This window comes from Pseudomonas rustica, from assembly GCF_049959085.1.
GTDB classification, from domain to species: domain Bacteria; phylum Pseudomonadota; class Gammaproteobacteria; order Pseudomonadales; family Pseudomonadaceae; genus Aquipseudomonas; species Aquipseudomonas rustica.
The window spans coordinates 1,006,659-1,029,967 of record NZ_CP188200.1; the positions used below are offsets into that span (position 1 = coordinate 1,006,659).

26 protein-coding genes are annotated in these 23,309 nt (G+C 58.9%); 25 read left to right on the forward strand and 1 reads right to left on the reverse strand.

Translation table 11 applies throughout. From position 1 onward, the window contains the following. Positions 1 to 355: 355 nt before the first annotated feature. The 3 genes from rluC to sppA are packed head-to-tail and all read left to right on the forward strand — an operon-like array spanning position 356 to position 2,978. Positions 356 to 1,315 carry a 23S rRNA pseudouridine(955/2504/2580) synthase RluC gene (gene rluC / locus ACP3TY_RS04810; protein WP_045123283.1) on the forward strand — a complete coding sequence of 320 codons (960 nt, stop codon included), beginning with the start codon at positions 356 to 358 and terminating at the stop codon, positions 1,313 to 1,315. Continuing rightward, complete coding sequence (locus ACP3TY_RS04815) at positions 1,302 to 1,964, forward strand: HAD-IA family hydrolase (RefSeq protein ID WP_053122618.1); 663 nt, start codon at positions 1,302 to 1,304, stop codon at positions 1,962 to 1,964. Before rluC ends, ACP3TY_RS04815 begins: the two co-directional genes overlap by 14 nt. A 24-nt stretch (positions 1,965 to 1,988) precedes the next feature. Then, the gene (gene sppA, locus ACP3TY_RS04820) at positions 1,989 to 2,978 is read left to right on the forward strand and encodes a signal peptide peptidase SppA (RefSeq protein WP_053122616.1); all 990 of its coding nucleotides are present in this window, start codon (positions 1,989 to 1,991) and stop codon (positions 2,976 to 2,978) included. A gap of 94 nt (positions 2,979 to 3,072) precedes the next feature. Here the strand turns inward: sppA and ACP3TY_RS04825 are convergent, their stop codons facing one another. Then, a complete protein-coding gene (locus ACP3TY_RS04825; RefSeq protein ID WP_426619338.1) occupies positions 3,073 to 3,651 on the reverse strand; it encodes a Maf family protein in 579 nt (192 codons plus the stop codon). A 105-nt stretch (positions 3,652 to 3,756) separates the two neighbouring features. Between ACP3TY_RS04825 and ACP3TY_RS04830 the strand changes: the two genes are divergently transcribed. The 22 genes from ACP3TY_RS04830 (at position 3,757) to araG (ending at position 23,309) form a co-directional block, all read left to right on the forward strand. After that, positions 3,757 to 4,284 (forward strand): YceD family protein, encoded by a 528-nt coding sequence (locus ACP3TY_RS04830; protein WP_008086273.1) that lies wholly within the window; start codon positions 3,757 to 3,759, stop codon positions 4,282 to 4,284. A gap of 13 nt (positions 4,285 to 4,297) precedes the next feature. Further along, positions 4,298 to 4,480 (forward strand): 50S ribosomal protein L32, encoded by a 183-nt coding sequence (rpmF, locus tag ACP3TY_RS04835; RefSeq protein ID WP_003179396.1) that lies wholly within the window; start codon positions 4,298 to 4,300, stop codon positions 4,478 to 4,480. A gap of 4 nt (positions 4,481 to 4,484) precedes the next feature. After that, entirely contained in the window at positions 4,485 to 5,495 is a 1,011-nt protein-coding gene (gene plsX / locus ACP3TY_RS04840) for a phosphate acyltransferase PlsX (RefSeq protein WP_426619339.1), read from the forward strand. A gap of 123 nt (positions 5,496 to 5,618) precedes the next feature. Continuing rightward, positions 5,619 to 6,557: an ACP S-malonyltransferase gene (gene fabD / locus ACP3TY_RS04845; protein ID WP_159811495.1), complete on the forward strand. Its 939-nt coding sequence runs from the start codon at positions 5,619 to 5,621 to the stop codon at positions 6,555 to 6,557. A 16-nt stretch (positions 6,558 to 6,573) separates the two neighbouring features. Further along, positions 6,574 to 7,317: a 3-oxoacyl-ACP reductase FabG gene (gene fabG / locus ACP3TY_RS04850; protein WP_007908254.1), complete on the forward strand. Its 744-nt coding sequence runs from the start codon at positions 6,574 to 6,576 to the stop codon at positions 7,315 to 7,317. Positions 7,318 to 7,513: 196 nt separating this feature from the next. Beyond that, complete coding sequence (acpP, locus tag ACP3TY_RS04855) at positions 7,514 to 7,750, forward strand: acyl carrier protein (protein ID WP_003175607.1); 237 nt, start codon at positions 7,514 to 7,516, stop codon at positions 7,748 to 7,750. Positions 7,751 to 7,861: 111 nt separating this feature from the next. Further along, entirely contained in the window at positions 7,862 to 9,106 is a 1,245-nt protein-coding gene (gene fabF / locus ACP3TY_RS04860; protein WP_053122604.1) for a beta-ketoacyl-ACP synthase II, read from the forward strand. Next, entirely contained in the window at positions 9,106 to 9,921 is an 816-nt protein-coding gene (gene pabC / locus ACP3TY_RS04865) for an aminodeoxychorismate lyase (protein ID WP_426619340.1), read from the forward strand. The genes fabF and pabC overlap by 1 nt, the downstream gene beginning before the upstream one ends. A gap of 3 nt (positions 9,922 to 9,924) precedes the next feature. Next, positions 9,925 to 11,097, forward strand: coding sequence for an endolytic transglycosylase MltG (mltG, locus tag ACP3TY_RS04870; protein ID WP_426619341.1), 1,173 nt, complete (start codon positions 9,925 to 9,927; stop codon positions 11,095 to 11,097). A gap of 19 nt (positions 11,098 to 11,116) precedes the next feature. Further along, positions 11,117 to 11,749, forward strand: a complete 633-nt coding sequence (tmk, locus tag ACP3TY_RS04875; protein WP_053122595.1) for a dTMP kinase — start codon at positions 11,117 to 11,119, stop codon at positions 11,747 to 11,749. After that, complete coding sequence (locus tag ACP3TY_RS04880) at positions 11,742 to 12,725, forward strand: DNA polymerase III subunit delta' (protein WP_426619342.1); 984 nt, start codon at positions 11,742 to 11,744, stop codon at positions 12,723 to 12,725. The genes tmk and ACP3TY_RS04880 overlap by 8 nt, the downstream gene beginning before the upstream one ends. Positions 12,726 to 12,767: 42 nt before the next feature. After that, positions 12,768 to 13,124 (forward strand): PilZ domain-containing protein, encoded by a 357-nt coding sequence (locus tag ACP3TY_RS04885; RefSeq protein WP_007950801.1) that lies wholly within the window; start codon positions 12,768 to 12,770, stop codon positions 13,122 to 13,124. 15 nt (positions 13,125 to 13,139) lie between these two features. Further along, positions 13,140 to 13,931 carry a TatD family hydrolase gene (locus ACP3TY_RS04890; protein ID WP_212548978.1) on the forward strand — a complete coding sequence of 264 codons (792 nt, stop codon included), beginning with the start codon at positions 13,140 to 13,142 and terminating at the stop codon, positions 13,929 to 13,931. 449 nt (positions 13,932 to 14,380) lie between these two features. Further along, positions 14,381 to 15,019, forward strand: coding sequence for a TetR/AcrR family transcriptional regulator (locus tag ACP3TY_RS04895; protein WP_007908276.1), 639 nt, complete (start codon positions 14,381 to 14,383; stop codon positions 15,017 to 15,019). Positions 15,020 to 15,156: 137 nt separating this feature from the next. Then, the gene (locus ACP3TY_RS04900; RefSeq protein WP_159811500.1) at positions 15,157 to 16,125 is read left to right on the forward strand and encodes a GTP 3',8-cyclase MoaA; all 969 of its coding nucleotides are present in this window, start codon (positions 15,157 to 15,159) and stop codon (positions 16,123 to 16,125) included. 169 nt (positions 16,126 to 16,294) lie between these two features. Continuing rightward, positions 16,295 to 16,900, forward strand: a complete 606-nt coding sequence (locus ACP3TY_RS04905; RefSeq protein WP_053122582.1) for a DUF4823 domain-containing protein — start codon at positions 16,295 to 16,297, stop codon at positions 16,898 to 16,900. 16 nt (positions 16,901 to 16,916) lie between these two features. Further along, positions 16,917 to 17,477 (forward strand): DUF1285 domain-containing protein, encoded by a 561-nt coding sequence (locus tag ACP3TY_RS04910; RefSeq protein ID WP_426619343.1) that lies wholly within the window; start codon positions 16,917 to 16,919, stop codon positions 17,475 to 17,477. A gap of 136 nt (positions 17,478 to 17,613) precedes the next feature. Continuing rightward, positions 17,614 to 18,330: a FadR/GntR family transcriptional regulator gene (locus tag ACP3TY_RS04915; RefSeq protein WP_400753776.1), complete on the forward strand. Its 717-nt coding sequence runs from the start codon at positions 17,614 to 17,616 to the stop codon at positions 18,328 to 18,330. 132 nt (positions 18,331 to 18,462) lie between these two features. Further along, positions 18,463 to 19,338, forward strand: a complete 876-nt coding sequence (locus ACP3TY_RS04920) for an SMP-30/gluconolactonase/LRE family protein (RefSeq protein ID WP_053122574.1) — start codon at positions 18,463 to 18,465, stop codon at positions 19,336 to 19,338. A gap of 271 nt (positions 19,339 to 19,609) precedes the next feature. Next, positions 19,610 to 20,428 (forward strand): SDR family oxidoreductase, encoded by an 819-nt coding sequence (locus ACP3TY_RS04925; RefSeq protein ID WP_426619344.1) that lies wholly within the window; start codon positions 19,610 to 19,612, stop codon positions 20,426 to 20,428. Between the two features lie 278 nt (positions 20,429 to 20,706). Beyond that, complete coding sequence (locus ACP3TY_RS04930; protein WP_008087257.1) at positions 20,707 to 21,711, forward strand: substrate-binding domain-containing protein; 1,005 nt, start codon at positions 20,707 to 20,709, stop codon at positions 21,709 to 21,711. A 53-nt stretch (positions 21,712 to 21,764) separates the two neighbouring features. Then, positions 21,765 to 23,309 carry an L-arabinose ABC transporter ATP-binding protein AraG gene (gene araG, locus ACP3TY_RS04935; RefSeq protein WP_212548980.1) on the forward strand — a complete coding sequence of 515 codons (1,545 nt, stop codon included), beginning with the start codon at positions 21,765 to 21,767 and terminating at the stop codon, positions 23,307 to 23,309.

A 23,309-nucleotide genomic window follows, 5' to 3' on the forward strand; every position in this document is an offset into this window, starting at 1 on the left:
AAGGGGAGGTCACGCATCATGGCTAATCAGGCGGTGTTTCCGAAGCTCTCGCTCGGGGTCATCTGCGGTTGACTGCACTTTGTGAACTGGCCGTGAATATCTGCCTGTCAGGCGAGTAAAAACTCTGCTCGACGGTGTAATTCAGGCCTCATGTCACCTGCGCTTGTTACAACTGCAAACTCCACCGTTACGTAGCAAAAGCCCCGTAGGACGGCCTCGCGTCCTGGTGAATTGCGATGGTCAGGGCCGGTTTTTGACCGTGGTGCCGCTGTCCAGGCCGCTTTTGGCGGCGTTCGCGACTATAGCAGCAATGATTAAGTGCTTCAATTCCATAAAAATTGTTATCATCCGCGGCATGACAACTACTGCCCCTTCGACTCCAGGCGTTCAATTGCTTGAAGTCTCGCCGGAGTATGCCGGCCAACGAATCGACAATTTCCTTCTCGCCCGGCTCAAAGGCGTGCCCAAGACCCTGATTTACCGCATTTTGCGCAAAGGCGAAGTGCGCGTGAACAAAGGTCGGATCAAGCCCGAATACAAGCTGCAGGCCGGCGATATCGTGCGCGTGCCGCCCGTTCGCGTGCCTGAGCGCGACGAACCGGTGCCATTGGCCCAGGGTCTGTTGCAGCGCCTGGAAGCCTCGATTGTCTTCGAAGACAAAGCCCTGATCGTGATCAACAAGCCCGCGGGCATTGCGGTTCACGGCGGCAGTGGCTTGAATTTCGGTGTGATCGAAGCCTTTCGTCAGTTGCGCCCGGATACCAAAGAGCTGGAGCTGGTTCACCGTCTCGACCGTGACACCTCCGGCCTGCTGATGATCGCCAAAAAGCGCAGCATGTTGCGTCACCTCCACGAGCAATTGCGCGGCGATGGCGTCGACAAGCGCTACATGGCGCTGGTGCGTGGCAACTGGGCGACCTCGATCAAGAAAGTCAGCGCGCCATTGCTCAAGAGCAATCTGCGTTCCGGCGAGCGCATGGTCGAAGTCAACGAAGAAGGCAAAGAGGCCCTGACGATGTTCAAGGTGCTGCGCCGCTTCGGTGATTTCGCCACCATGGTCGAAGCCAAACCGGTTACCGGTCGCACCCACCAGATTCGCGTACACACCTTGCATGCTGGCCATTGCATTGCTGGCGACAGCAAGTATGGCGATGAAGACTTCACCAAGGAAATCCGCGATCTGGGCGGCAAGCGTCTGTTTCTGCACGCTTACATGCTGACCGTGCCGCTGCCGGATGGCGGCAAGCTGACCTTGCAGGCGCCGGTCGACGAAATGTGGGCCAAGACCGTGGAGCGATTGAGTGCGCCCATCTGATTACAAGCTACTGATTTTTGATTGGGACGGCACGCTGGCCGATTCCATCCATCGGATCGTCGAGGCGATGCACTCGGCGTCCGGGCGCTCCGGTTTCGAGTTGCGCGATGATTTCGCCGTCAAAGGCATCATCGGCCTGGGCCTGCCTGAGGCGATCCGCACCTTGTATCCCGAGATCAGTGACGCCGAAATGACCTTGTTTCGCGAGTATTACGCGGATCACTACATCGCCGCCGAAGCCGTGCCTTCGCCGTTGTTCGAAGGGGTCGTCGAGTCGATGGCTTCGTTCCGCGAGCAGGGTTATCACCTGGCTGTGGCCACCGGCAAGAATCGCCGGGGTCTGGATCGAGTGCTCAAGGCCAATGGCTGGGAAGATTATTTCGATATCACCCGCGCTGCCGATGAAACTGCGAGCAAGCCGCACCCTCTGATGCTGGAGCAGATCCTTGCTCATTGCGGCGTGCGCGCCGAGCAGGCGCTGATGGTTGGTGATTCGTCCTTCGATCTGCTGATGGCGCGTAACGCGGGGATGGATTCGGTGGCGGTCAGTTATGGCGCGCAATCGATCGAATCGCTGCAGCAGTTCGAGCCGCGCCTGTCGATCGACCGTTTTTCCGAATTGCATGCCTGGCTGGCGCAGCAGGCTTAATACGTTTTTGCTGGGGTGGATGGCATGACCGACGAATGGAAAGCACCAGCCAAGGCAGATGCCGACGGCGGTGACGAGAAAAGCTGGAAGCTGCTGGAGAAGACTCTCCTGGCCGGCGTGCAAGAGCAGCGCCGTTCGCGGCGCTGGGGGATCTTCTTCAAGCTGCTGACGTTTGTTTATCTGTTTATTGCGCTGATCCTGTTCACGCCGCTGATGGACATGGAAAAAAGCGCCACCCGTAGCGATAACTACACCGCGTTGATCGATGTCACCGGGGTGATCGCCGATAAGGAGCCGGCCAGCGCCGATAATATTGTCGGCAGTCTGCGCGCAGCGTTTGAGGACAAGAAGGTCAAAGGTGTCGTCCTGCGTATCAACAGCCCGGGCGGCAGTCCGGTGCAGTCAGGTTATGTGTATGACGAGATCAAGCGCCTGCGCGGCCTGCACCCGGATATCAAGGTGTATGCCGTGATTTCCGACCTGGGTGCCTCCGGTGCTTATTACATCGCCAGCGCGGCGGATCAGATCTATGCCGACAAGGCGAGTCTGGTCGGTTCGATCGGTGTGACGGCGGCCGGTTACGGTTTTGTCGGCACCATGGAGAAGCTTGGCGTTGAGCGTCGCACGTACACTTCGGGCGAGCACAAGTCGTTCCTCGATCCGTTCCAGCCGCAGAAGCCGGATGAAACGGCGTTCTGGCAGACGGTGCTGGATACCACGCACAAACAGTTCATCAATAGCGTCAAGCAGGGCCGTGGTGATCGTCTGAAGGACAAAGAGCATCCGGAACTGTTCTCCGGGCTGGTCTGGTCGGGTGAGCAGGCGCTGCCGTTAGGTTTGATCGATGGGCTGGGCAATGCCAGTTCGGTTGCGCGTGACGTGATTGGCGAGAAAGAACTGGTGGATTTCACCGTTCAGGAATCGCCGTTTGATCGCTTCTCGAAAAAGCTTGGCGCCAGCGTGGCTGAGCAGTTGGCGATGTGGATGGGTTTCCATGGGCCTTCGTTGCGTTAGTTCGTTGTAAAGATCAAAAGATCGCAGCCTGCGGCAGCTCCTACAGGGTTTTACATTCCCTTGTAGGAGCTGCCGAAGGCTGCGATCTTTTGCTTTAAGGGATCTGCACACCCTCAGCCAATAACATGTCGATCAGCCGAATCAGTGGCAGGCCAATCAGGCTGGTAGCGTCAGGCCCTTCAGTGGATTGGAACAGGCTTACCCCCAGTCCTTCGGCCTTGAAGCTGCCAGCGCAGTCATAGGGCTGCTCGATACGCAGGTAGCGCTCAATGCGCGCCTGATCGAGCTGACGCATGTGCACGGTGAACGGCACGCAGTCGGCCTGGCATTCACCGGTCTGGCTGTTGAGCAGTGCCAGGCCGGTCAGGAAGGTCACACTGGCGCCGCTGGCGGCCATCAGTTGCTCGCGGGCCTTCTCGAAGGTGTGCGGCTTGCCGATGATCTGCTCGCCGAGCACGGCAACCTGGTCAGAGCCGATGATCAAGTGCGCAGGATGACTGTCGGCCAGTGCCCGGGCTTTTTGTTCGGCGAGGCGTTTGACCAGTTCGATGGCTGGCTCGCCCGGACGATGACTTTCATCGATATCCGGCGAGGAGCAGACGAACGGCACGTGCAGTCTGGCGAGCAATTCGCGACGATATGTCGAGCTTGAAGCGAGTAATAAAGGCAGCATTCGTGTCTCCTGAGGCAGGTGCGAATTCTAGCGGAGGCGTGCAAGTGACGGACAGGGAACAATTTCCTTTGACATGGGTGGGTGCATCCCTATAATGCTGCGCCTATGTTGAATGACCCGATTCCACCTCACGTTGACCCGCGCAAATTGGCTGATCGTGGCACCACCCTTCAAGGTGAATTGCTGCTGGCCGATTTGAAGAGACTCTGCGACCCGCTTTCCGACGATGTCGGTACGGTGCAGGCGAAATTCGTTTTTGAACGAGATGAACGTAAATCTGTGGTGATCCACAGCTTTATCGACACCGAGGTCAAAATGGTTTGCCAGCGTTGTCTTGAGCTGGTCACCCTGCCGATCCACAGCGAATGCAGTTATGCTGTGGTGAAAGAGGGTGCGAATACCCAGTCGTTGCCGAAAGGTTATGACGTGCTGGAACTGGGCGAAGATCCATTGGATCTGCAGTCACTGATCGAGGAGGAGCTTCTGCTCGCCTTGCCCATTGTGCCTGCTCATCATCCGGAAGAATGCCAGCAGCCGGCGGGTCTCGATGAGCCCGAACCGAGCGAGGACGAGTCAACGCGGTCCAACCCGTTCAGTGTATTGGCGCAGTTAAAGCGTGACCCAAACGTTTAGGAGTTAATCAATTATGGCTGTTCAGCAGAACAAAAAATCCCGCTCTGCCCGTGACATGCGCCGTTCGCACGACGCTCTCGAGGCTAGCACCCTGTCTGTAGAAAAAACCACTGGTGAAGTTCACCTGCGTCACCACGTATCGCCAGAAGGCGTATACCGTGGCCGTAAAGTGATCGACAAGGGCGCTGACGAGTAATCACTTGTCCGCTCAAGTCATCGCGATTGACGCAATGGGCGGGGACTTCGGTCCCCGCAGCATTGTTCAGGCCAGCCTTGCTTGCCTTTCTGCTACGCCCTCGCTGCACCTGACCCTCGTCGGTCAACCCTCCCTTCTTGAAGAATTGATCCACGGCCAATCGGCTGCCGATCGCGCGCGCCTGACGATTGTGGGTGCCAGCGAAGTCATCACCATGGACGAAAAACCGACTCAAGCCCTGCGTGGCAAGCCGGACTCGTCGATGCGTGTCGCCCTGGAGCTGGTGCGTGATGGCAAGGCGCAAGCCTGTGTCAGTGCCGGCAATACCGGTGCGTTGATGGCGCTGTCGCGATTTGTGCTGAAGACCTTGCCGGGTATTGATCGCCCGGCGATGGTGGCGGCGATTCCGACGCAGAAGGGTTTTTGCCAGTTGCTCGATCTGGGCGCCAATGTCGATTGCAGTGCCGAGCATCTGCTGCAATTTGCGGTAATGGGTTCGGTGGCGGCGCAGACGCTGGGGATCAATCGTCCGCGTGTGGCGCTGCTGAATATCGGCACTGAAGACATCAAGGGTAACCAGCAGGTCAAACTGGCGGCGACGTTGTTGCAGGCTGCTCGTGGCATCAACTACATCGGCTTCATTGAAGGCGACGGGTTGTATCGCGGCGAGGCGGATGTGGTGGTGTGCGACGGTTTCGTCGGCAATATTCTGCTCAAATCCAGCGAAGGTCTGGCGACGATGATTGCTGTGCGCATCGAGGCGCTGTTCAAAAAGAATCTGGCGTCCCGTGCAGTGGGTGCGTTGGCGCTGCCATTGATGAAGCGTTTGCAGGCGGATCTGGCGCCGGCGCGACACAATGGCGCAAGCTTTCTCGGCTTGCAGGGCATCGTCGTGAAAAGTCACGGTTCGGCCGGTGTTCAGGGCTTCCAGAGTGCGATCCAGCGTGCGCTGATCGAGATTCAAGAGAACTTGCCCGAGCGTCTCCACGGTCGTCTGGAGGATTTGTTGTCTTAGGCGTTTTCGTCGGACAATGCTTAAATGTGACCGCCCGGTTCAAAGGGCCATCCAACTGTCAGTTTCTTGCGTCCCCAAGCGGGGCGTCATTTTCCGACGACAAGATCATTAGGGGCTTGTTACATGTCTGCTTCCCTCGCATTCGTCTTTCCAGGACAGGGTTCGCAGTCCCTCGGCATGCTGGCCGAGTTGGGCGCGCAATACCCGCTGATCCTCGAAACATTCCAAGAAGCCTCCGCTGCTCTGGGCTATGACCTGTGGGCACTGACCCAGCAGGGCCCGGAAGAGCTGCTCAATCAAACCGATAAAACCCAACCGGCCATTCTGACCGCTTCGATCGCTCTGTGGCGTCTGTGGCTGGCAGAAGGTGGCGCGCGTCCGGCCTTTGTTGCCGGTCACAGCCTGGGTGAATACAGCGCGCTGGTTGCCGCTGGCAGCCTGACGCTGGCTGACGCCGTGAAGCTCGTTGAGCGCCGTGGCCAACTGATGCAGGAAGCGGTTCCGGCCGGGCAGGGTGGCATGGCTGCCATCCTCGGTCTGGAAGACGCTGACGTGCTGGCAGCCTGCGCCGAAGCTGCGCAAGGTGAGGTGGTCAGCGCCGTCAACTTCAACTCGCCTGGCCAAGTCGTTATCGCCGGTGCCAAGGCTGCCGTTGAGCGCGCCATCGAAGGCTGCAAGGCCCGTGGTGCCAAGCGCGCGATGCCGCTGCCGGTAAGCGTGCCGTCGCACTGCGAACTGATGCGTCCGGCCGCCGAGCGCTTTGCTGAATCCATCGCCGCCATCGACTGGCAGGCGCCGCAGATCCCGGTGGTTCAGAACGTCAGCGCGCAAGTGCCGGCTGATCTGGAAACCCTCAAGCGTGATCTGCTCGAACAACTCTACAAGCCAGTCCGCTGGGTTGAATCGGTACAGACGCTGGCAGCCAAGGGCGCGACCAATCTGGTCGAATGCGGCCCGGGCAAAGTCCTCGCCGGTCTGAACAAACGTTGCGCTGAAGGCGTGGCGACTTCCAACCTCAATACCCCAGACGCTTTCGCTGCCGCTCGCGCAGCGCAAGCCTGAATCAGGAGAAACTTGCATGAGTCTGCAAGGTAAAGTTGCACTGGTCACCGGTGCAAGCCGTGGCATCGGCCAGGCCATCGCGCTGGAACTGGGTCGTCAGGGCGCCATCGTTATTGGCACCGCGACCTCGGCTTCGGGTGCTGAGCGCATTGCTGCAACCCTGAAGGAAAATGGTATTCAGGGCACTGGCCTTGAGCTGAACGTGACCAGCGATGAATCGGTCAGCGCAGTGCTGGCGAGCATTCAGGAGCAGTTCGGTGCGCCAGTGGCGATCCTGGTCAATAATGCCGGCATCACCCGCGATAACCTGATGATGCGCATGAAAGACGATGAGTGGTACGACGTGATCGATACCAACCTGAACAGTCTATTCCGCCTGTCCAAGGGCGTTCTGCGCGGCATGACCAAGGCGCGCTGGGGTCGAATTATCAGTATTGGCTCGGTAGTGGGTGCCATGGGCAACGCTGGCCAAGTAAACTATGCAGCCGCCAAGGCCGGTCTGGAAGGTTTCAGCCGTGCCATGGCGCGTGAAGTCGGTTCGCGTTCGATTACGGTCAACTCGGTAACCCCAGGGTTTATCGACACCGATATGACCCGCGAACTGCCTGAAGCACAGCGTGAAGCCTTGCAGACGCAGATTCCGCTGGGTCGTCTGGGACAAGCTCAAGAGATCGCGTCTGTGGTCGCTTTTCTTGCATCCGACGGTGCGGCATACGTCACTGGGGCTACAATCCCGGTGAACGGTGGGATGTACATGTAAGTAAAATGTGACGGATTGCTTCAAAAAAATGTCATACGAGCTGTCTAAAATCCGTTATAAAGCTGCAATCTATTTATAGGCAGAGGGCCACCGGGTTTGAGGAGTGAAGCTTTCAGTTGAAAAGCTGAAAAGTCTTTCTATACACTTACCCACTGGCCAGCTGCCTGAATTTGTCCATTAGGAGTGAAAACAAGGTATGAGCACCATCGAAGAGCGCGTCAAGAAAATCGTTGCCGAGCAACTGGGTGTTAAAGAAGAAGAAGTGGTTAACACCGCTTCCTTCGTAGAAGACCTGGGTGCCGACTCCCTTGACACCGTTGAGCTGGTGATGGCTCTGGAAGAGGAATTCGAGACCGAAATCCCTGACGAAGAAGCTGAGAAGATCACTACTGTACAAGCTGCAATCGACTACGTTACTAGCCACCAGGCGTAATAGTTTGTAATCGTTGTTTGCTGTCATGGAAAAACCGCACTGCCATCATGGCGTGCGGTTTTTTCTTTAGGCCTGATGCAAAGTCGTCGTCATTTGAAAAAGGAGAGTGCTGTGTCGCGTAGACGCGTCGTAGTCACCGGTATGGGTATGTTGTCGCCACTGGGCACGGATGTGCCGAGCAGTTGGCAGGGCATTCTGGCTGGCCGCAGTGGCATTGGTCTGATCGAACACACCGACCTTTCTGCCTATTCCACCCGCTTTGGCGGCTCGGTAAAGGGCTTCAATGTCGAGGAATACCTGTCGGTCAAGGAAGCACGCAAGCTCGACCTGTTCATTCAGTACGGTCTCGCCGCCGGTTTTCAAGCCGTGCGCAACTCCGGTCTGGAAGTCACCGACGCCAACCGTGAACGCATTGGCGTGGCCATGGGTTCGGGTATCGGCGGTCTGACCAACATCGAAGAAACCAGCCGTACCCTGCATGAGACGGGCCCGCGTCGAATCTCGCCATTCTTCGTGCCAGGCTCGATCATCAATATGATTTCCGGTTTTCTGTCCATCCATCTGGGTGCACAGGGGCCTAACTACGCCATCGCCACTGCATGCACCACCGGTACGCACTGCATCGGCATGGCCGCGCGCAACATCATGTACGACGAAGCCGACGTGATGATTGCCGGCGGTGCCGAAATGGCCGCGTGCGGTCTGGGCATGGGCGGCTTCGGCGCGTCCCGTGCGCTGTCGACCCGCAACGACGAGCCAACCCGTGCCAGCCGTCCGTGGGACAAGGGCCGTGACGGTTTCGTCCTGTCCGACGGTGCCGGTGCACTGGTGCTTGAAGAACTCGAACACGCCAAGGCACGTGGCGCGACCATCTACGCCGAGCTGATCGGTTTCGGCACCAGCGGCGATGCGTTCCACATGACTTCGCCACCTGCCGACGGCGCCGGTGCAGCACGCTGCATCACCAATGCACTGCGCGACGCGAAGATCAACGTCGATCAAGTGCAATACATCAACGCCCACGGCACGTCGACTCCGGCCGGCGACCTTGCCGAAGCCAACGCGATCAAGTCGGTGTTCGGTGAGCACGCCTACAAGTTGGCGGTCAGCTCGACCAAATCGATGACCGGCCACCTGTTGGGTGCGGCGGGCGCGGTTGAAGCGATCTTCAGCGTGCTGGCGATCAACAGCCAAGTGGCACCGCCAACCATCAACCTCGATGAGCCGGACGAAGGCTGTGATCTCGATTTTGTGCCGCACACTGCGCGCAACATGGACATCGATGTCGTGCTGTCCAACTCCTTCGGTTTCGGCGGCACCAACGGCACCCTGGCGTTCCGTCGGTTCGCAGGCTGATGGACTGCTGGGTCGACGGTCAACCGGCTGACGCTCTGTCGCTGAAAGATCGCGGCCTGGCTTACGGCGATGGTCTGTTCGAGACCATTGCTGTGCGTGGCGGCCAACCGATCCTGCTGGATCGGCATCTGACGCGACTGGCCGATGGCTGTTCGCGTCTGGCCATCGCCGCCGATATCGAGTTGATTCGTCATGAGCTGCTGAGCTATGCGGCAGCGATGGGCGAGGGCGTGCTCAAACTCATCCTCACCCGTGGCGACGGTTTGCGCGGTTATGCGCCCGATCCTGCGGCGCCGGGCCGACGCATTCTGCAAGGCAATCCACCGGCGGCTTATCCCGTTGTTCATGTTGAACAAGGCGTTCGCCTGTTTCCGTGCAGCACACGCTTGGCTATTCAGCCATTGCTTGCCGGACTCAAACACCTCAACCGACTCGAACAAGTGCTCGCCCGTGCCGAATGGCAGGACAGCGAGCACGCCGAAGGCTTGATGCTCGATCAGGCTGGTCGCGTCATCGAAGGGGTGTTCAGCAACGTGTTTCTGGTGCGTGACGGTGTGTTGATCACGCCCGATCTGAAACGCTGCGGTGTTGCCGGTGTGATGCGCGCCGAAATATTGTTTCAGGCCGAGTCATTGGCCATCCCCACGCAAATCGCCGACATCAGCCTCGAACAGCTGCAATGGGCTGATGAAGTGTTCCTCTGCAACAGTGTTTATGGCGTGTGGCCGGTACGCGCCTACGCTGCACTGAGCTGGCCGGTTGGCCCGCTCACCCGTAAACTGCAAACCATTGCCCGCGCGCTACTGGATGCCTGATTCGTGAGACGTAAACTTTTGCTGCTGCTGGAAACCGGACTGGTTCTGGCAGGGCTGTTGTTGGGCGCCAGCGCCTGGAAGATTCACTCCGCACTGGAACAACCCCTGAACATCACGCAGGAAGAGCTGCTGGATGTGCCGAAAGGCTCTACCCCCACCCGTACTTTCCTCGAACTCGAAACCGATGGCGTCATCAAGGACGCGTTCTGGCTACGGGTTTACTGGCGCTTCAACCTCGCCGGCACACCGATCCACAGCGGTGAATACCGCATGCAGCCGGACATGACCGTTAATGGTCTGATCGACTCTTGGAAGCGCGGCGACGTGGTTCAGTACAGCCTCACGCTGGTGGAAGGCTGGAACTTCCATCAAGTGCGTGCTGCATTGGCCAAGGACGAGAAAATCGAGCAGACCCTGAGCGGTTTGAGCGACAGCGACGTAATGGCGAAGATCGGCCATAAAGGCCTGTTTCCGGAAGGGCGTTTCTTTCCTGACACCTATCGCTTCGTGCGCGGTATGACCGATGCCGAGTTGCTGAAAAAGTCCTTCGACCGTCTCGATGAAGTGCTGGCCAGCGAATGGGAAAAACGTGCGTCGGACGTGCCTTACCGAGAGCCGTATCAAGCGCTGATCATGGCTTCGCTGGTCGAAAAAGAAACCGGCGTCCCGCAAGAGCGTGGGCAGATTGCCGGGGTCTTCGTACGGCGGATGGCGTTGGGCATGCAGTTGCAGACCGACCCGACGGTGATCTACGGTTTGGGCGATCGCTACACCGGCAAGCTGACGCGCGCGCATTTGAAAGAGCCGACGCCGTACAACACTTACGTGATTCCTGGCCTGCCGCCGACGCCAATTGCGATGGTCGGGCGTGAAGCGATTCATGCGGCGCTGAATCCGGTCGATGGCACCAGCCTGTATTTCGTCGCGCGTGGCGACGGCAGCCATGTGTTCTCGGATGATCTCGATGCGCATAACGCGGCGGTGCGTGAGTTTCAGCTCAAGCGCCGTGCGGATTATCGTTCCAGCCCGGCGCCTGTAGTTGCACCGGAATCTGCGCAAGATCCGATTCCTGCGGCATCTCCGGACACGGCGCCGGAAGCGTTGCCGCAAGTTCCCGCCGAGGAACCTGCGCCAACCCCGGCACCGGACGCCGCTGCACCCTCCAACGCGCAATGACTTTGACTAAGGACTGCCTGTGACTGGCTTGTTTATTACTCTGGAAGGCCCGGAAGGCGCCGGCAAAAGCACCAACCGCGAGTACCTCGCCGAGCGTTTGCGCGCCGCCGGTATCGAAGTGGTGCTGACCCGTGAGCCCGGCGGTACGCCACTGGCCGAGCGGATCCGCGACGTGCTGCTGGCCCCGGCCGACGAAGTCATGAACCCGGATGCCGAGCTGTTGCTGGTGTTCGCGGCGCGCGCTCAGCACCTGGCCGAAGTGATTCGTCCGGCGCTGGCCCGCGGTGCAGTGGTGCTGTGCGACCGTTTCACCGATTCGACGTATGCCTATCAGGGCGGCGGTCGTGGCTTGTCGCTGGAGCGCATCGCCACGCTGGAGAACTTCGTGCAGGGCGATCTGCGTCCTGATCTGACTCTGATTTTCGATCTGCCGGTGGAAATCGGCTTGGCCCGCGCCAGCGCCCGTGGTCGTCTCGATCGTTTCGAGCTGGAAGGCCGGGCGTTTTTCGAGGCAGTGCGCAATGCGTTTCTGAAGCGCGCCGAAGCCGATCCTGCGCGCTATGTGCGCATCGACGCCGGCCAACCATTGGCCAAGGTTCAGCAATCGCTGGATACCTTGCTGCCGAACTTGCTGGAGCTGGCCCGTGGCTGAGGCCTATCCATGGCAGGACAGCCTCTGGCAGCAACTGGCCGGCCGCAAGCAGCACGCGCACGCGTATTTGCTGCACGGCCCGGCCGGGATCGGCAAGCGCGCGCTGGCCGAGCGCTTGATGGCGAGCCTGCTGTGCCAGCGTCCGACCCCGGAAGCGTGCGGCGCGTGCAAATCCTGCATGCTGCTCAGGGCCGGCAGTCATCCGGATAATTACATCCTCGAACCGGAAGAGGCCGACAAGGCGATCAAAGTCGATCAGGTGCGTGATCTGGTCAGTTTCGTGGTGCAAACCGCGCAACTGGGCGGGCGCAAAGTGGTGCTGATCGAGCCGGTCGAGGCGATGAACATCAACGCCGCCAACGCCTTGCTGAAAAGCCTTGAAGAACCGTCCGGCGATACTGTGTTGCTGTTGGTCAGCCATCAGACCAGCCGTTTGCTGGCGACGATCAAAAGTCGTTGCGTGCAACAGGCCTGTCCGCTGCCGAGCGAGGCGATGAGCCTGCAATGGCTGGCTCAGGCGTTGCCGGACTGTTCGGAAGATGAGCGTGTCGAACTGCTGACGCTGGCGGCCGGTTCGCCCTTGATGGCGGTCAGTCTTCAATCCCAGGGTGCGCGCGAACAGCGCGCGCAAGTGGTCGAAGGCGTGAAGAAGTTGCTCAAACAGCAGCAATCGCCGACGCAACTGGCCGAAGAGTGGAAAAGCATTCCGATGCTGCGCCTGTTCGACTGGTTCTGCGACTGGTCGAGCCTGATCCTGCGTTATCAACTGACTCAGGATGAAGCGGGCCTCGGCCTGACCGATATGCGTAAAGTTGTGCAGTACCTCGCGCAGAAAAGTGCGCAGGGCAAAGTCCTCGAGATTCAGGACTGGATTCTCGCGCAGCGGCAGAAAGTCATGAGCAAGGCCAACCTCAATCCGGCGTTGCTGCTGGAGGCATTGTTGGTGCAATGGGCGGGATTGCCTGGCCAAAGATAAGAATGTGTACCTAGACTCTGAACATCAGCAGTGGAGGTCAACATGAATGAACCCGTCAGCCCGGGGCCGCGTAACGGCATCTTGTCCCTGACCATCAAGGACAAGTCGGTGCTTTACGCCGCCTACATGCCGTTCATCAAGAACGGCGGTCTGTTCATCCCGACCAACAAGAGCTACAAGTTGGGCGACGAGGTGTTCATGCTGCTGAACCTGATGGACGAGGCGGAGAAGATTCCGGTGGCCGGCAAGGTCGCCTGGATCACGCCCAAAGGTGCGCAGGGCAATCGCGCCGCCGGTGTCGGCGTGCAGTTTAATGATGGCGACAACACCGCGCGCAGTCGCATCGAAACCCATCTGGCCGGAGCCCTCAAGTCCGACCGTCCCACTCATACGATGTAAGTAGCCGTCCTTTTTATGCTCGTAGATTCCCATTGTCACCTTGATCGCCTCGACCTCGCCGCCCATGACGGTTCGCTGGATGCCGCACTCGATGCCGCCCGGCAGCGCGGGGTAGGGCACTTTCTGTGCATCGGCGTCAGCGCCGACAACGCTGCCGACGTCAAAGCCCTTGCTGAGCGTTACGACGACGTCGATTGCTCGGTCGGCGTGCATCCGCTGGATGTGCAGCCGGGCGCTGCGCCTGCGCTTGATTGGCTGCTGCACGAACTCAATCATCCGAAAGTGGTGGCGATCGGCGAAACCGGTCTGGATTATCACTACGAGCCGGAAGCCGCTGAATTGCAGCAGGAGTCGTTTCGTCTGCACCTGCAGGCGGCGCAGCAAACGGGCAAACCGGTGATCATCCACACCCGTGGCGCGCGGGCGGATACTCTTGAACTGCTGCGCGAAGCGGCGTTGCCTCAGGCCGGTGTGCTGCATTGCTTCACTGAAGACTGGGACATGGCCAAGGCTGCGCTGGACATGGGTTATTACATTTCACTGTCGGGGATCGTCACCTTCCGCAATGCCGATGCGTTGCGCGATGTCGCGAGCAAAGTCCCGGCGGATCGCTTGCTGGTGGAAACCGACTCGCCGTATCTGGCGCCGATCCCGTACCGCGGCAAGCCAAACCTGCCGCAATACGTGCGTGAAGTGGCGGAATTCCTTGCGATGCTGCGCGGTGAGAACTACGAGCGGTTTGCCGAGCAGACCACCGAAAACTTCAAACGCCTGTTCCCGCTGGCCTCCGTTAAATCTGCCGTGTAGGAGCTGCCGCAGGCTGCGATCTTTTGATCTTAAAAAAGCCAGATCAAAAGATCGCAGCCTGCGGCAGCTCCTACAGGTGTGATGTTCGGGTAGCTGGAGTAAGGGTCAAATCGCAGGCAAAAAAAACCCGGGTTCTGGGGGGTGAATCCGGGTTAAGACCATTAGGAGTAAAACAAAGGCACGCGGTCCGTTGGTACCTTTATCGGCGCGACACTTGGGGGAGATGTCGCCCGACAGTTCAAGTATTGATCAGTCTGGCGTGCAGTCCAGTGAGCCGGTCGGGGTTTTTAAACAAATTTGGAATACGTTTGCTTCAGTTGAGTTCTCATTGCGTCCAAAACGTTCTCAAAATGAACAAGAAACGCAGATATGGTCGGATGATCCGTGCATTTTTGCGTAAGTTAGGCATAATACGCGGCTTCGAATTTTGACCCTTCAGACCTTTTCTTATGCACAAAGAACCTCGTAAGGTCCGTGAGTTTCGTCGCCGCGAGCAAGAAATTCTCGATACCGCGCTCAAGCTGTTCCTCGACCAAGGTGAAGACAGTGTCACCGTCGAGATGATTGCTGATGCCGTCGGTATCGGCAAAGGCACGATCTACAAGCACTTCAAATCCAAGGCGGAAATCTACCTGCGCCTGATGCTCGACTACGAGCGCGATTTGAACGAGCTGCTGCATTCGGCCGACGTCGACAAGGACAAGGAAGCGCTGTCCCGCGCCTACTTCGAATTCCGCATGCGCGACCCGCAGCGCTATCGCCTGTTCGATCGCCTCGAAGAGAAGGTGGTCAAGGGCAATCAAGTGCCGGAAATGGTCGAAGAGTTGCACAAGATCCGTGCCTCGAACTTCGAACGTCTGACCCTGTTGATCAAGGGCCGCATCAGCGAAGGCAAACTCGAAGACGTGCCGCCGTACTTCCACTACTGCGCATCCTGGGCGTTGGTGCACGGCGCGGTGGCGCTGTATCACTCGCCGTTCTGGAGCAACGTGCTGGAAGATCAGGAAGGTTTCTTCCAGTTCCTGATGGACATCGGCGTGCGCATGGGCAACAAGCGCAAGCGCGACCCGGAAACCCCAAGCAGCTGAGCCATTCAGCCGCCTTATTGCGCCATGATTTCGCTACATGTCGCAGTACCGCAGGAATATACTCAGGCATAGGGCTTGCTAAAACTTGATTTGTGAGTCAAGTTTTAGCGGCTCGAAATTTTTCCGCCGGAGTGATCATGATCGTTGACCGTCAAGGCAGGCGTTTTCGCAATTTGCGCATCAGCCTGACCTCAGCCTGCAATTACGCGTGTACCTACTGCGTGCCCAACGGCAAGCGGCTGGTGGCTGCGCAGGATGAACTGTCGGCCGAAGCCATGGCGCGCGGTGTTGAATACCTGATCGAGGCGGCTGGCATCGAGCGCTTGCGCATCACCGGTGGCGAGCCGCTGGTCAGCCCGAAACTCGAATCGTTCATGACCGCCGTCGGCAAGATGGGCCTGGAAGACATCAGTCTGACCACCAACGGCCAACTTCTCGCCAAGAAACTCCCACTGCTGGTCGATGCCGGTATACGCCGGATCAACGTGTCCCTCGATACCCTCGACGCCGGTGCCTTCCGCAGCATCGCCCGCGGCGGCGATCTGGCCACCGTGCTTGATGGCATGGATCAAGCCGCCGCCGCGGGGATGAAGATCAAGGTCAATATGGTGCCGTTGCGCGGGCAGAACCTTGATCAAGTGATGCCGCTGCTTGATTACTGTCTGCAACGAGGTTTCGAACTGCGCTTTATCGAATTGATGCGCATGGGCCACTTGGCTAAAGACTCCAATGCCTTCCTGCAACAATTCGTCAGCCTTGAGCAATTGCTCAGCCTGATCGGCGAGCGCTACGAGTATGCGCAGACTGATGCGCCGATCGATGCCACCGCTGTGCGCTATGCGATTCCTGGCCTGGGCAACTTCGGCGTGATTGCCAACGAAAGCGTGCCGTTCTGTCGGACATGCTCGCGCTTGCGACTGTCGTCGACAGGTTGGCTGCATGGCTGCCTGTCGTCGAGCAACCGCCACTATGTCGGTGATCTGCTTGATAAGCCGCGTCATCAGGCGTTGCCAGCGCTGCAGCGTTTGTTGGTCAAGGCGTTGGGCGACAAGCAGGAAGTGGCGTTCTCTGGCGGTGCAACCGTCATGAAAATTATCGGCGGCTGATACTCCCTATTCGCGGGCAAGCCTTGCTCCTACAGGATCGCGTAAATCTGTAGGAGCAAGGCTTGCCCGCGAAAGCATTCTATAAATCAACGAAGATCCCGAGCTGGCGCAAAAGCTGCATCCAACGGCCATTCGCCGGTTTTCCGTCACCGGCCTCTGGAGGAATAGGATGCGTAGCCTGGTTTTGCTGCTGGCCGTTTTGGCGCTTGGCGGCTGTATGACTGTCAGCGATATGGCCGAAGGCACTCGCTACCAGATGAGCGACGCCGGTTTGCTTGATCACAGCGACAGCCGTCGCGTGAACAACTTCCGCATTCAGCCTGATTCGTTCATCTACATCGCCCAAGGCGCGTTCGCCCCGCCGGGCGGTTCTTACCCGCGTCCAAACGTGGTCGCCGAAGAAGCCTTCAAGGGTTTCGTCGAATACTTCCCGATGGTGCGCCGCGCTCGCGCGCCGGAAGGCCTCGATCAAGCGATGGGCGAAGCACGCGATGCCGGTGCTCACTACCTGCTGTACACGCGTTTCGCCAAGGCTGACGACCGCATTGGTAACTCTGATGAATGGCTCGATGAAGAAGCGGTCGACCGTCTCGGCATCGACGGTGGCGTGATTCAGATCATGTTGATCGAGACCAGCACCCAGTATTTGATTGATACTGCACGCATCAAAAGTCGTGGCGGTTTACTGACGTTCCACGACAATAAACCCGAAGACCTCATCGGCCCGCCGCTGGCACAGTACGCGCGCAGTCTGTTGGGGATCGGCGACCAATAAATTCAAGGAGAACGCCATGAGTGGCCCGCAAAAAGCCAATGACCTGTTGGGACAAATCCCCAAAACCAAAGGCTTGCCGCCGGTGCACTTGTGGAACCCGGAATTCTGCGGCGACATCGACATGCGCATCGCCCGCGACGGCACCTGGTATTACCTGGGCACGCCGATCGGGCGCAAGCCGATGGTCAAACTGTTCTCGACGATCATGCGCCGCGATGGTGATGATTATTTCCTGATTACTCCGGTCGAGAAGGTCGGGATCAAGGTTGACGACGCGCCGTTTGTGGCGATTGCCGTTGAGGTGGAAGGCGAGGGTGAGGCGCAGCTTTTGCGTTTTACCACCAACGTGGATGAGACGGCTGAGGCCGGGCCTGAGCATCCGATCCGCGTCGAGATTGATCCGACGACGCAAGAGCCTGCGCCTTATGTGCATGTGCGTACCAATCTTGAGGCGTTGATTCACCGCAATGTGTTCTACCAACTGGTGGAATTGGCGGTCAGCCGCGAAATCGATGGCCAGCGCTGGCTGGGCGTGTGGAGCGGCGGCGAGTTCTTCCGCATCGGCCTCGAACCTTAAAAGATCGCAGCCTTCGGCAGCTCCTACAGGGCATACACCTGTAGGAGCTGCCGAAGGCTGCGATCTTTTTTGTCGTTGACACTCAATCATATGATGATTAGCTTTACCACCCATCGCACTCCGCTTTGAGGTGTTCATGTCCAGCAGCTTCCACGCATCCACGGTTGACTGGCTCGGCAGCTGGATCGCCGCCGGCCAGGTCAAACCTGGGCAGACCATCAAGGTCGAGGCGGATCTGGGTGAGCAGCTCGGCGTCAGTCGCACGGTGATCCGCGAAGCGATCAAAACCCTCGTTGCCAAAGGCATGCTCGAAGTCGGGCCGAAAGTCGGCACCCGCGTGCTGCCGGTTCGGCGCTGGAATCTGTTCGATCCGCAAGTCGTCGGTTGGCTGTCGCGCAACGGCTTGCCGGAAAACTTCGTCGATGACCTGCTCGATCTGCGCCGCACCATCGAACCGATGGCCGTACGCTGGGCCTGCGAACGCGCCACCTTCGAACAGATCGAAGCCGTGCAGCTGGCCTACAACGCCCTCGAACGCGCGGTCGACAGCGGCATCGATTACAACCGCGCCGATCAGGTCTTTCACGAATGCATCCTCGCGGCCAGTCACAATCAATTCATCGAGCAAATGGTGCCGGCGCTCGGCGCGTTGTTGGCGGTGTCGTTTGAAGTATCTGCCGCCGATCCCGATGAACTGCGCCGCACATTACCGATCCACAAAGACATGGCCGATGCCATTGCCGCCCGCGATTCCGCGCGCGGCGTGTGGGCGTGCATGACTTTGATCGATAACGCCGATCTGGCGATCAAACGTTTTTACCCGAAAGTCATGGCCGACAAAAAAGCCGGTTAATACAAATTCTCCTGTGGGAGCGAGCCTGCTCGCGAAGGCTGTATATCAGGCAACTCATGCATCGACTGACACGATGCTTTCGCGAGCAGGCTCGCTCCCACATTAAATAACAACAAGATCCGAGGAATGGATATGCCGTGCACCGCCCTGACCCAACACCGCGCCCAACTCGGTGAAGGCCCGTTCTGGGACGCGCCGACCCAGGCGCTGTACTGGGTCGACATCGCCGGCAAACAGGCCCTGCGCCTGATCGGCCAGAACGTACAAATCTGGCAAATGCCCGAGCACGTTTCCGCGTTCATCCCCTGTGCCAGCGGCGATGCGCTGGTCACGCTCAGCAGTGGCGTCTATCGCCTCGACCTCGATTCCCCTGGCCTCGAACCGCGCCTGACCCTGTTCTGCGTCGCCGACCCGCAACCCGGCAATCGGCCCAATGAAGCGCGTTGCGATGGCCAAGGCCGTTTATGGCTCGGCACCATGCAAAACAACATCGGCGAAAATGGCGAAGACCTGCCGATCACTCGCCGCTCCGGTGGCCTGTTCCGCGTCGATGCGGATCAACGTGTCACGCCATTGCTGCGCGGTTTGGGCATTCCCAACACGCTGCTGTGGAGTGACGACGGCACCACAGTTCTGTTCGGCGACAGCATGGACAGCACGCTCCATCGCTATTTCATTCAAACGGACGGCCATCTCGGTGCCGCCGAAACCTGGTACGGCCCCGACCAACAGGGCGGCCCGGACGGTTCGGCGATGGACGCCGAAGGTTACGTGTGGAATGCCCGTTGGGATGGCAGTTGCCTGCTGCGCCTGACGCCTGAAGGCAAAGTCGAGCGCAAAATCGAGTTGCCTGTCAGCCGCCCGACCAGTTGCGTGTTCGGTGGCGATGACCTGAAAACCCTGTACATCACCAGCGCCCAGAGCCCGCACAAGCATCCTCTGGACGGCGCGGTGCTGTCTATGCGCGTCGATGTGCCGGGAAAACTCTGTACGCGATTTGCTGGTTAAATCCCAAAATATGGGATGCAAAATTATATATTGAGATTATTTGGCCGACGGGTTTATAGTCGGCTCCAGCAGTAACACGCACTCACACTTAAAAAGAACAAAACAGGTGAAGTGATGCAGCGAATCTCCATCGCACTCCCACGCGGAGTCCGCGTCTCGCAACGGCCCCATGCCGTCAGCGACGCCTGCCTGTTTTGTTTCAAACACCTTCCGAACCGGACATCTTCAGCTGTCCGGTTTTTTTGTGCTTGCGAAACAGGAGTCGAGATCCATGGCTGAACCCCTTTCCCTGCCGCCGGTGCCTGCACCGCCGAAGGGCGAGCGTCTGAAAGACAAAGTGGTCTTGCTGACCGGCGCTGCGCAAGGCATCGGTGAAGCGATCGTTGCTGCGTTTGCCTCGCAGCAAGCGAAACTGCTGATCAGCGATATTCAGGGCGAAAAGGTTGAGAAGGTTGCCGCCCACTGGCGCGAGCAGGGCTGTGACGTGCAGGCGCTCAAGGCCGATGTGTCGCGCCAGCACGATCTGCACGCGATGGCCAAACGCGCCGTTGAATTGCACGGTCGTATCGACGTGCTGGTCAACTGCGCCGGGGTCAACGTGTTCCGCGATCCGCTGGAAATGACCGACGAAGACTGGCATCGCTGCTTCGCCATCGACCTCGATGGCGCCTGGTTCGGCTGCAAAGCCGTGCTGCCGCGGATGATCGAGCAGGGCGTCGGCAGCATCATCAACATCGCCTCGACCCATTCCAGCCACATCATTCCCGGCTGCTTCCCGTACCCGGTGGCCAAACATGGTTTGCTCGGCCTGACCCGCGCCCTCGGCATCGAATACGCGGCGAAACGCATTCGCGTCAACGCCATCGCGCCGGGCTACATCGAAACCCAATTGAATGTTGATTACTGGAACGGTTTCGCCGACCCGCACGCCGAACGTCAGCGCGCCTTCGATCTGCACCCGCCGAAACGCATCGGTCAGCCGCTCGAAGTGGCGATGACTGCGGTGTTTCTGGCCAGTGATGAAGCACCGTTTATCAACGCGTCATGCATCACCATCGATGGTGGCCGCTCGGTGATGTACCACGACTGAGCGCAGCGGCTTTCACGCGGATAGATCCGGGTGAAATCCAATCATCATACGATATGACTATTTTCAACAGGCTTTGCAGCAGTACGTGTCACGCCACCACACCTGTGGCGAGGGAGCTTGCTCCCGCTCGGCTGCGCAGCAGTCGTAAATTCGGGCTATGCGGTATGTCTGATTGACCGAGGTAACCGGTTTTAGGGCCGCTTCGCAGCCCAGCGGGAGCAAGCTCCCTCGCCACAAGCTGTTTAATTTGCTCAAAAAAAATAACAAGGAGTCAGCTTATGAAACGTCGTTTCGGGATTCGTACCCTGTGCACTACCGCCCTGGCGGTCACTGCATTCAGCCTGAGCAGTTCGCTGCTCGCTGCAGACACCGTGAAAATCGGTTTTCTGGTCAAACAGGCGGAAGAGCCGTGGTTCCAGACCGAGTGGGCTTTCGCCGAGAAAGCCGCCAAGGACAAGGGCTTTGAACTGATCAAAATCGCCGTGCCGGATGGCGAGAAAACCCTCTCGGCCATCGACAGCCTTGCCGCCAACGGTGCCAAGGGCTTCGTGATCTGCCCGCCGGACGTGTCGCTCGGCCCGGCGATCATGGCCAAAGCCAAACTCAATGACCTGAAAGTGATTGCCGTCGACGACCGTTTTGTCGACGCCAACGGCAAGTTCATGGAGGACGTGCCGTACCTCGGCATGGCCGCGTTTGAAGTCGGCCAGAAGCAAGGCAACGCGATGGTCGCCGAAGCGAAGAAGCGTAACTGGGACTGGAAAGACACCTACGCGGTGGTTAACACCTACAACGAACTCGACACCGGCAAGAAGCGCACCGACGGCTCGGTGAAATCCCTTGAAGACGCCGGCATGCCGAAGGATCACATCCTCTTCGCCGCGCTGAAAACCCTCGACGTACCGGGCAGCATGGACGCCACCAACTCGGCGCTGGTGAAACTGCCGAGCGCGGCGAAAAACCTGATCATCGGCGGCATGAACGACAACACCGTGCTCGGCGGCGTGCGCGCCACTGAAGCGGCCGGTTTTGCCGCGACCAATGTGATCGGCATCGGCATCAACGGCACCGACGCCATCGGCGAATTGAAAAAGCCTAACAGCGGTTTCTTCGGTTCGATGCTGCCAAGCCCGCACATCGAAGGCTACAAAACCGCCGAGATGATGTACGAGTGGGTCACCACCGGTAAAGAACCACCGAAGTACACCGCCATGGACGACGTCACCCTGATCACCCGCGAGAACTTCAAGCAAGAGCTGGAAAAAATCGGCTTGTGGAACTGATGCAGCGACGGCCCGGGCAGCCGGGCCGTTTTTCGGTGTGAAGAGGTGGCTTTATGCACGCGCAAGTACAGACACAACAACACAGCTCCAGCGGCAGCCTGCGCTTCAACGGGATCGGTAAAACCTTTCCCGGTGTGAAGGCGCTGGACGCCATCAGCTTCGTCGCGCATCCGGGCCAGGTTCATGCCTTGATGGGCGAGAACGGCGCCGGCAAATCGACCCTGTTGAAAATCCTTGGTGGCGCTTACATACCGAGCAGCGGCGAGTTGCAGATCGGCGAGCAGACCATGGCGTTCAGGTCGACGGCTGACAGCATCGGCAGCGGCGTCGCGGTGATTCACCAAGAGCTGCATTTGGTGCCGGAAATGACCGTCGCCGAAAACCTGTTTCTCGGCCATCTGCCGGCCAGTTTCGGTTTGATCAATCGCGGTGTGTTACGCCAGCAAGCGTTGAATTGCCTCAAAGGCCTGGCCGACGAAATCGATCCGCAGACCAAGGTCGGACGCCTGTCCCTCGGCCAGCGGCAACTGGTGGAAATCGCAAAAGCCCTGTCACGCGGCGCCCACGTTATCGCCTTCGACGAACCGACCAGCAGCCTCTCGGCCCGTGAGATCGACCGCTTGATGGCGATCATCGGCCGCCTGCGCGACGAGGGCAAAGTCGTGCTCTATGTCTCCCATCGCATGGAAGAAGTGTTCCGTATCTGCGACGCGGTCACGGTGTTCAAGGACGGCCGCTACGTGCGCACGTTCGAAGACATGAGCCAGTTGAGCCACGATCAACTGGTGACCTGCATGGTCGGTCGCGACATTCAGGACATCTACGATTATCGCCATCGTCCACGCGGCGCCGTCGCGCTGAAGGTCGACGGTTTGCTCGGCCCGGGTCTGCGTGAGCCGATCAGTTTCGAGGCACACAAAGGTGAAATCCTTGGCTTGTTCGGATTGGTCGGGGCAGGGCGCACCGAGCTGTTTCGCCTGCTCAGCGGCCTTGAGCGCAACACCGCCGGACGCCTCGAACTGCGCGGTCACGAATTGAAACTGCGCTCACCGCGCGACGCGATTGCCGCCGGGATTTTGCTCTGCCCGGAAGATCGCAAGAAGGAAGGCATTATCCCGCTGGCCAGCGTCGCCGAGAACATCAACATCAGTGCGCGCGGGGCCCATTCGGGGCTCGGCTGCCTGATTCGCGGTTTGTGGGAAAAGGGCAATGCCGACAAACAGATCAAAGCGCTGAAAGTGAAAACCCCGCACGCCGGTCAGCAGATCAAATTCCTTTCCGGCGGCAATCAGCAGAAAGCCATTCTTGGCCGCTGGCTGTCGATGCCGATGAAAGTTCTGCTGCTCGACGAACCAACGCGCGGCATCGACATCGGCGCCAAAGCGGAGATCTACCAGATCATCCACAACCTCGCCGCCGAGGGCATTTCGGTGATCGTGGTGTCCAGCGACCTGATGGAAGTGATGGGCATTTCCGACCGCATTCTGGTGCTCTGCGAAGGCGCCCTGCGCGGCGAAATCAGCCGCGACCAGGCTAACGAATCCAACCTGCTGCAACTGGCTTTGCCGCGCCACCGCGCTGACGGCGTGGCGAACTGA

Excerpts from the sequence above, each read along its gene's own strand:
- rluC (WP_045123283.1), top strand. The coding sequence starts at position 356 with ATGACAACTACTGCCCCTTCGACTCCAGGCGTTCAATTGCTTGAAGTC.
- sppA (WP_053122616.1), top strand. The coding sequence starts at position 1,989 with ATGACCGACGAATGGAAAGCACCAGCCAAGGCAGATGCCGACGGCGGT.
- ACP3TY_RS04825 (WP_426619338.1), bottom strand. The coding sequence starts at position 3,651 with ATGCTGCCTTTATTACTCGCTTCAAGCTCGACATATCGTCGCGAATTG.
- ACP3TY_RS04830 (WP_008086273.1), top strand. The coding sequence starts at position 3,757 with ATGTTGAATGACCCGATTCCACCTCACGTTGACCCGCGCAAATTGGCT.
- rpmF (WP_003179396.1), top strand. The coding sequence starts at position 4,298 with ATGGCTGTTCAGCAGAACAAAAAATCCCGCTCTGCCCGTGACATGCGC.
- fabD (WP_159811495.1), top strand. The coding sequence starts at position 5,619 with ATGTCTGCTTCCCTCGCATTCGTCTTTCCAGGACAGGGTTCGCAGTCC.
- fabG (WP_007908254.1), top strand. The coding sequence starts at position 6,574 with ATGAGTCTGCAAGGTAAAGTTGCACTGGTCACCGGTGCAAGCCGTGGC.
- acpP (WP_003175607.1), top strand. The coding sequence starts at position 7,514 with ATGAGCACCATCGAAGAGCGCGTCAAGAAAATCGTTGCCGAGCAACTG.
- pabC (WP_426619340.1), top strand. The coding sequence starts at position 9,106 with ATGGACTGCTGGGTCGACGGTCAACCGGCTGACGCTCTGTCGCTGAAA.
- ACP3TY_RS04885 (WP_007950801.1), top strand. The coding sequence starts at position 12,768 with ATGAATGAACCCGTCAGCCCGGGGCCGCGTAACGGCATCTTGTCCCTG.
- ACP3TY_RS04890 (WP_212548978.1), top strand. The coding sequence starts at position 13,140 with ATGCTCGTAGATTCCCATTGTCACCTTGATCGCCTCGACCTCGCCGCC.
- ACP3TY_RS04895 (WP_007908276.1), top strand. The coding sequence starts at position 14,381 with ATGCACAAAGAACCTCGTAAGGTCCGTGAGTTTCGTCGCCGCGAGCAA.
- ACP3TY_RS04900 (WP_159811500.1), top strand. The coding sequence starts at position 15,157 with ATGATCGTTGACCGTCAAGGCAGGCGTTTTCGCAATTTGCGCATCAGC.
- ACP3TY_RS04905 (WP_053122582.1), top strand. The coding sequence starts at position 16,295 with ATGCGTAGCCTGGTTTTGCTGCTGGCCGTTTTGGCGCTTGGCGGCTGT.
- ACP3TY_RS04910 (WP_426619343.1), top strand. The coding sequence starts at position 16,917 with ATGAGTGGCCCGCAAAAAGCCAATGACCTGTTGGGACAAATCCCCAAA.
- ACP3TY_RS04915 (WP_400753776.1), top strand. The coding sequence starts at position 17,614 with ATGTCCAGCAGCTTCCACGCATCCACGGTTGACTGGCTCGGCAGCTGG.
- ACP3TY_RS04920 (WP_053122574.1), top strand. The coding sequence starts at position 18,463 with ATGCCGTGCACCGCCCTGACCCAACACCGCGCCCAACTCGGTGAAGGC.
- ACP3TY_RS04925 (WP_426619344.1), top strand. The coding sequence starts at position 19,610 with ATGGCTGAACCCCTTTCCCTGCCGCCGGTGCCTGCACCGCCGAAGGGC.
- ACP3TY_RS04930 (WP_008087257.1), top strand. The coding sequence starts at position 20,707 with ATGAAACGTCGTTTCGGGATTCGTACCCTGTGCACTACCGCCCTGGCG.
- araG (WP_212548980.1), top strand. The coding sequence starts at position 21,765 with ATGCACGCGCAAGTACAGACACAACAACACAGCTCCAGCGGCAGCCTG.